General features: G+C 42.7%; 1 protein-coding gene. It reads left to right on the top strand.

Annotation, left to right across the window (positions count from 1 at the left end):
• A partial coding sequence (locus tag AAEZ03_RS26130) for an acyl-CoA dehydrogenase family protein (protein WP_350582655.1) occupies positions 1-339 on the top strand: 339 nt, incomplete at its 5' end.
• Positions 340-393: the final 54 nt, after the last annotated feature.

Here is a 393-nt window from a genome sequence, read left to right as displayed (position 1 = left end):
AGCTTACAGTCCGTACAGTTTAAGCTTGCGGATATGCTCACTCAGACCATTACCGCGCGACAAATGCTGTATCTAGCGGCTAATAAAGTCGATAACAATGATGGGCAAGCTTCTACCTATTGTGCGATGGCAAAGCGTCTTTCCACTGATCTTTGTTTCGATGTTGCCAATGAAGCCTTACAGCTACATGGTGGCTATGGTTATCTAAATGAGTATCCGCTAGAGCGACATGTACGAGACTTGCGTGTTCATCAGATTTTAGAAGGCACTAATGAGATCATGCGAGTGATTGTCTCGCGTCAGCTCATGCAGGATGATGCATTGAGTCAATTGCGTTAATCGAAGTACGCAACTATTTTATGACAATACTTTTATAGCAATACTTTAAGTTCG

The organism is Pseudomonas sp. HY2-MNA-CIBAN-0224, assembly GCF_040310285.1.
Classification (GTDB): domain Bacteria; phylum Pseudomonadota; class Gammaproteobacteria; order Pseudomonadales; family Pseudomonadaceae; genus Aquipseudomonas; species Aquipseudomonas helleri.
Note: the sequence above shows the minus strand (reverse complement) of the source record. Positions and strands in the feature narration are given on the sequence as shown.